The organism is Mesorhizobium sp. M4A.F.Ca.ET.090.04.2.1, assembly GCF_003999085.1.
Taxonomy (GTDB): Bacteria; Pseudomonadota; Alphaproteobacteria; order Rhizobiales; family Rhizobiaceae; genus Mesorhizobium.
This window is the reverse complement of sequence record NZ_RZOT01000330.1, coordinates 1-6834: the sequence shown is the minus strand read 5'-3', so window position 1 is coordinate 6834 and position 6834 is coordinate 1. Positions and strand designations below refer to the sequence as shown.

General features: G+C 63.6%; 5 protein-coding genes. 2 read left to right on the top strand and 3 right to left on the bottom strand.

Annotated features, from left to right (window positions below):
- The 3 genes from EN781_RS21625 to EN781_RS21615 all read right to left on the bottom strand — a co-directional run.
- A partial coding sequence (locus tag EN781_RS21625) for a LysE family translocator (RefSeq protein WP_145965575.1) occupies positions 1 to 352 on the bottom strand: 352 nt, incomplete at its 3' end.
- Between the two features lie 321 nt (positions 353 to 673).
- On the bottom strand, positions 674 to 2638 hold the full coding sequence (locus EN781_RS21620) for a pilus assembly protein (RefSeq protein WP_189347726.1): 1965 nt from the start codon (positions 2636 to 2638) through the stop codon (positions 674 to 676).
- A gap of 48 nt (positions 2639 to 2686) precedes the next feature.
- Positions 2687 to 4603: a TadE/TadG family type IV pilus assembly protein gene (locus EN781_RS21615; protein ID WP_245455486.1), complete on the bottom strand. Its 1917-nt coding sequence runs from the start codon at positions 4601 to 4603 to the stop codon at positions 2687 to 2689.
- A gap of 323 nt (positions 4604 to 4926) precedes the next feature.
- Here EN781_RS21615 and EN781_RS21610 point away from each other — a divergent pair, with 323 nt between their 5' ends.
- Positions 4927 to 5787 carry a TIGR01459 family HAD-type hydrolase gene (locus EN781_RS21610; RefSeq protein WP_126055124.1) on the top strand — a complete coding sequence of 287 codons (861 nt, stop codon included), beginning with the start codon at positions 4927 to 4929 and terminating at the stop codon, positions 5785 to 5787.
- Between the two features lie 9 nt (positions 5788 to 5796).
- On the top strand, positions 5797 to 6789 hold the full coding sequence (locus EN781_RS21605) for a bifunctional riboflavin kinase/FAD synthetase (protein ID WP_126055123.1): 993 nt from the start codon (positions 5797 to 5799) through the stop codon (positions 6787 to 6789).
- Positions 6790 to 6834 lie beyond the last annotated feature (45 nt).

The window sequence follows — 6834 nt, the reverse complement described above, 5'->3', positions numbered from 1 at the left end:
GCCCCATCGCGAACAGCTTGCGCGGCCTGTCCTTCGGCATCTCGCGGACGTGGAACGGCGAGCGCCCGCCGGGCCTCACCGCTTGCCAGGCGAGCCACAGAAGATAGAGCGCGCCGGAAATGCGCAGCACGTCATAGGCGAAGGGCACGGCAAGCAGCAGCGCGGTGATGCCGAAGGCCGCCGAGACCATGTAGAACAGGAAACCGCAGGCGACGCCGCCAAGCGAGATCAGCCCGGCCTTCGGCCCTTGCGACAGCGAACGCGAGATCAGGTAGATCATGTTCGGCCCCGGCGTCAGCACCATGCCGAGGCAGACCAGCGCGAAGGTCAGATGGTTGGCGACGTCGGGCATTGCTTGACTCCAGCGCATGCGGCAGGGACGGTCCGATGCCGGCGAGCACCGACTTGTGCCTTGCGCCGCGAACGCGCACAAGGGCTTGCCGGCGCCGGCCGTTGCGCCAGGGTGGCATGCCGCAGGTTGGTGGGTAGTCTCGGCCTGCCTCCGCGGTCACGTCCAAATGGACGTGCGCTGCACAGTCTCAAACGAAGGCACTCATCTCCAAGGCTTTTGTAGCCTTCTACTTACCGACGACGAGGCCGCCGGACGAGGCGAGCTTATAGGATCGGCATGGCGAAGGACGATCTTCAACGCACCGGCATCCTTTAATGTGCCTTACCCCACCACGCGCAAATTCGACAATTCGTTCGCAATTTCCTTGAAATTGTCCGACAGCGTAGCGCCGGTCGCGTTCCAGAACAGCTTGGCCGGCTTGCTGGGGTCGATCGGATCCTTGCGGAAGCGAGAGTCGGAAGAGCAGGCCTTCAGCGCGTCCATCGCCTTCTTGTCGCCGGAATCCGTCAAGGACATGTCGAGCGCGACGGTCATCACCATGATGTTGGCCGCCTTGGCGTTGTCGCACAGGCTCGCCATCTGCTCGTTGAGCGCGGCGGTGTAGTTGCTGGACGTATAGTTGAACTGGCCGATGGCGCTCGACGTGCCGGTGAACAGCCGGGTCAAGGCCGTGCCGTGATAGGCGAGGCCGGTGTATCCATAGGCGGCATAGGTCGACTTGTTGCCGGCCGGGTCGCTGCTGACCGTCGAATAGGTATTCTCGCCGTCGGTGAGCACGATGACGACCTTGTCATTGCCGCGCTCGCTCTCTGGCCGCCCTTCGGTGAAGGGCTCGGTGCTCGATACGGTGCGCCAGCCCCAGGCCATGCCTTCCGGCACATTGGTGTTGCCGTTCGGCTGCATCAGGTCGATCGCCGCCTTGATCGCCGTCAGCCCTGCCGCCTGGGTGACATCGGTCAGCGGTGTGATCGGCGTCGTGGTGCAGCTGTAGTTGGGACCGGCACCGGTCGACAGCACGGGCGCATTGATCGGCCGCGGCTGGAAATACTTGGCCATGTTGGATTGCCGTGTCTTGCCGGTGGTGCTCGACGGATCGTCGTTCCACCAGCTGTTGGCCGCGCCATAGGTGACCGGTTTCGCCTCGTCGGGATCCTGCGTCAGATACCAGTGGTTGCCCGGCTCGTCCGGCGCGAACATGGGGACGAACATGGTTGCCGGGTCGCCGACGCCGGTGCCGGTGTTGTTGGGGCCGCCGGAGGCCGGCGCGTCATTGACATTGTAAGGGTAGGGACGGTCCTCGACGCAGCCCTGCCAGCTGGCGAACGGGCCGTAGGTGTCGTTGTAGTCGTATTCGTCGTGGCTGCGTTTGCAGGTATGGTTCGAACGATATTCGTCGCAGACCACGCGCTTGGAGCCGACGATGCGCTCATGGCTGGTGACCACCTTCATGTCGCGGTAGAGCGAGAAGCGGGTCAGCATCTGGCCTTCCTGCTCGCCCCAGTCGGAGCCCTTCTTGTACCAGATGCCGTTGAACTTCTGCGCGTATTTGTTGGTGGCGTTCAGCGTCGTCCAGTCGAAATTCTCGTGGTGTACCGGCGACAGCCCATAGGTGTCCATCCAGGAAGCGTTGTCGTTCTGCGTCCCGACATTCACCGAGGCGGCGAAGGGCACGATGCTGAACTGGACCGGCTTGTCGATCTGCTTGATTGCGGCCGCCTGCTGCGCCAGCGTGTCGACGAGCTGCTTGGCGGCCTGCTTGAGCAGGTCGATGCGCTTTTGCCCCGCGCCGGTGCCGAGGTTGCTCATCGAGCCGGAATTGTCGAGCACCATGGCGACTTCCAGCGTGTTTTTCAACCGCACTTCCGAGCATACCGAGTAGTCGACGTCGGAAGACTGTTTATCGATCAGCATCGCCGCCGCCGGCAGGAAATAGGGCTTGTAGACCAGCGCCGCGCAGAGCTTCACCAGGCCGCCGCCGGTGGTGCTGCTGGGCAGCGTGACGCTGAGCGTGGTGTTGGCCGGATCGATACTGTCGCCGAGGTTGGCCTTGAAGAACTCCAGCGCATAGGCCCTCAGCTGGTCATCGGTGGCGCCTTCGGCAAGGCGGCGGGCGGTGGCGAAATTGGCGGCGTCGAGCGCGTTCACCACCTTCTGTTTCTCGCTGATCATGCTCGAATAGTCGACGCTCAGCGCCACGGCTCCCATCAGCGGCACCATGGCGAGCACGGTCATGAGGGCATAGTTGCCGCGCCGGTCGCGGCAGAAGTCACGCCAGAAGTCACGCATATCGCGTAAGCGGCCCTGGGCGGGGGGGCTGCAAGGCGCTTTCATCGGTCAGCTGACGATGCGCAGGTTCGACAGTTCGTCGGCGATTTCCTTGAAGCTTTTCGACAGCGTGGCGCCGGTCGCGTTCCAGTACAATTTCGCCGCTGTCTTGCCGGTCGGGTCGGCCGGGTCTTTTCGGAACCTCGAGTCCGAGGAACAGGTCTTCAGCGCAGCCATTGCGGCCTTTTCCGCGGATTTGGTTTCCACGAGGTCAAGCGAAACCGTCATCACGATGACGTTCGAATTCTTTGCATTGGCGCAAAGCGTCTGCATCTGCTCGTCGAGCGCCGTCGTGTAGTTGGCGGCGGTGTAGGTCGTCTTGCCAACGGAAGCGCTGGTGTTCATGAACAGTCGGGTCAACGTGCCGGAGCCCGGATAGGTCAGGCCCGTGTAGCCATACGCGGCGTAAGTCGACATGTTCTTGGCGTAGGTGGCGTCGGCGATCGGGCTGTAGGTGTTGGCGCCGTCGGTCAGCACGATGACGACCTTGTCGTTGCCTCTTTCGGTGTTGGCCCGGCCGTCCGTGAAAGGCTCATTGCTCGACAATGCCCGCCAGCCCCAGGCAAGCCCTTCCGGCACGTTGGTATTGCCTGTTGGTGTCATCGCGCTGATGGCGCTTGTGATGGTGTTCTTGCCCGTGGTCGTGGTTATGTCCTGCAACGGCGTGATGGCGGCAGTCGTGCACCCGGAGTTGGGGCCGCCGTCAGCCGGCTCCGCCGCCGCGTTGTAGGGCTTTGTGACGAAATACTTGCGCATATCCGACTGGCGTTTTGCGACGGCCAGGCTGTCGGCCGAATCCACCCACCAATTGTTGGTGTAACCCCATGACGTCGTGCTGGCGTGGGTGGAGTCGGTCCAGAAATTGCCGGCCTCGTCCGGAGCGAACATCGGGACGAACAGGCTGGCGGGTGTGGACGTTGCCGGCGTCGTATCGTCCACATTGTAAGGATACGGCCTTGCTTCCACGCAGCCTTTCCAGGCTTGGTATTGGGCGGTCGTGTCGACATAAGTCTGACACGTGCCGTGGTTTTTCTTGGTGCAGGTTCGCGTCGTGGCCATCATATCCTGGTAGAGGGTGAAGCGGGTCATTGCCTTGCCCGCGTCGGCGCCCCAGCCGGTGCCCCTCTGGTAGTAGGCGTCGCCAACCTTCTCGATGTATTTGTTCGGATCGACGCCGGAGACGGTCTTGTTCATCTGCGTCCAGTCGAAATTCTCATGATGCACCGGCGAGATGCCGCCGAGATCCATCCAGGTCTTGTCCTTGTTGGCTGAGCCGACATTGACCGAGGCCGAAAACGGTACCAGGGCGAATTGCACCGGCTTGGTGACCTGCTTCATTTGGCCTGCCTGCAGGGCCAACGTGTTGACGAGTTCTGTCGCGGCGGTCTTGAGCAACTCTATTCGCTGCTGGCCGGTACCGGATCCATTCGTGCTCATCGAGCCGGAATTGTCGAGCACCAGGGCGACTTCCAGGGTGTTCTTCAGTCGGACTTCCGAGCACGCGGCCAAGCTTCGGTCGCTGGCCGTCCTGCCGATCAGCATTGCGGCAGCCGGCAGGAAAAACGGATGGTAGCGCAGGTTCGCGCAAAGCTTCAGCGTGCCGCCACCGCTATTGTTGTTGGGCAAGGTGACGCTCAGCGTGGTGTCGGCCGGGCTGACATGCGACAGATTGGCTTCGAAGAAGTTCTTCGCATAAGCCTTGGCATCGGCATCGCTTACATTGGCGACGATCTGCTGCGCCGTGGCGACGCCGGCGGCATCGAGCGCGTTCAACGTTTCCTGTTTTTGGCGAACCAGCTCCGTATAGTCGACCGCCAATGCCACGCCGCCCATCACAGGCACCATCGTGATGACGGCAATCAAGGCATAGTTGCCCCGCCTGTTGTGCACGAAGCTGCGGATCATCGCTCCGAACTTGCGGATCATAGCCTTTAGTCCCCCACTAATATACGACCAAGGTCGTAGTTGATCTGCAACCATGGTCACAGATCATTAAATTTCAGGTTGCGCGAATGCATCCAACCTCAACCTGCGTTTTCAAGGCCCGTTAACCATCGGGCTCGCGGCGAGGGTGCCGAGGGGCCTGGGAATTCAGTCACGAACGCGTGTCCTGCCCACGGTATCAGTCCTGCGGTAGCGGGTGCTGTCTGCCGAAAGCTGGTGACAGGATGAGGCGCTTCGGTTAATGCGGGACCGGCCGCGGCGGACCGTCGGCGGCGGCTTTCGCAACGATCGGCAGGGTAGACAGCATGGCGGATCTGCCAGACATCATCGGCTCGCTCGCGGATTTGTCGGGTGCCTATTCGGCCATCCTGTGCGATGTCTGGGGCGTGGTGCACAATGGCGAATGGCATTTTCCCCAGGCCGCGCTGGCACTGGCCGCGGCGCGCGCGGCGGACGTCCCGATCGTGCTGATCACCAACTCGCCGCGCCGCAGCGCCGATGTCGTTGCGCAGATGAACGCGATAGGCGTTCCCACCGACGCCTATGACCGCATCGTCACCTCCGGCGACGTCACCCGCGATCTGATCGCCGAGGGCCCGAGAAAGATCTTCCACATCGGCCCCGACCGCGATTTCACCCTCTATGACAGCCTCGGCGTCGATCTGGTCGAGGAGTTCGAGGCCTCCGGCGTGGTCTGCACCGGCCTGTTCGACGACGAGGTGGAAAAGCCTTCCGACTATGCCGACTTGCTGCAGCGGCTGCGCGCCCGCGACCTGCCGTTCATCTGCGCCAACCCCGACATCGTGGTGGAGCGCGGCGAACGCTTGATCTGGTGCGCCGGTGCGCTTGCCCGCGACTACGCCCAGCTTGGCGGGCGAACCCTGATCGCCGGCAAACCCTACGCGCCGATCTACGACGTCGCGATGAAGGAGGTTGCCGGCCTGCTCGGGCGTCCCGTCGAACGCTCGCGGGTGCTGGCCATCGGCGACGGCTTGATGACCGACATCAAGGGCGCGGCCGACAATGGATTCGACGTGCTCTATGTCTCGGGAGGCATCCATGCCCGCGACTATGGCGATCCGCTGCAGCCCGATCCCGACAGGCTCGCCGCCTTTCTCGATAAGCACGGCTACCGCCCGGTCGCGGTCATTCCAAGGCTGCAATAGGGGCGTTCCATGACGGAAACCTCACAAAGCTTCGCGCGCATCTCGGCGACATCGCCGCTGCCGACCCATTTGCGCGGCGGCGTGGTGGCGATCGGCAATTTCGACGGCGTCCATCGCGGCCACCAGGCGGTGCTGGAGCGCGCGCTGGCCGAAGCGCGGCGCCGCGGCGCGCCGGCCATGGTGCTGAGCTTCGAGCCGCATCCGCGAAAGGTCTTCCGGCCCGAGGTTCCGCTCTTCGTGCTGACGCCACCGCCGATGAAGGCCCGGCTCCTGTCGCTTCTCGGGTTCGCCGCGCTGGTCGAGCAGCCCTTCACGCGCGATTTCGCCGCGCTCTCGGCAGAAGACTTCGTGACCGGGGTTCTGGAAAGGAATCTCGGCGTCACGCACGCCGTCACCGGCTTCGATTTCCATTTCGGCAAGGACCGCCAGGGCGGCCCCGCCTTCCTGATGGCGGCGGGCGAGCGCCACGGCTTTGGCGTGACGCTGGTCGACGCCTTTCGCGACGAGGGCGCCGAGGTGATCTCGTCGAGCCGCATCCGCGCGCTTCTCGGCGAAGGCGCGGTGGCCGAGGCCGCCGGCCTGCTCGGCTACCGCTTCACCGTCGAGGCCGAGGTGATCGGCGGCCAGAAGCTCGGCCGTACGCTTGGCTTTCCGACTGCCAACATGAGGCTTTCGCCGGAAGCTTCTCTCAAGGAAGGGATTTATGCCGTCCGCTTCCGCCGCGCCGACGGCACGCTGCATGACGGCGTCGCCAGCTTCGGCCGTCGTCCGACCGTCGACGACAATGGCGCGCCGCTGCTCGAAACCTTCGTCTTCGACTTCTCCGGCGACCTCTATGGCGAGGCCTGCGAGGTGTCGATCTTCGGCTTCCTGCGGCCGGAGCTGAAGTTCGACGGGCTGGATGCGCTGGTCGCGCAGATGAAGCGCGACGAGGCCGAGGCGAGGGCGCTGCTGGCAGGCGTGCGCCCGCTTTCGGAGCTGGACGCAGCCGTGGCGTTCTGAACTATCTCTTCAGCGCCATTCCGGTGGCCCAGCGCAGTGTGGAAG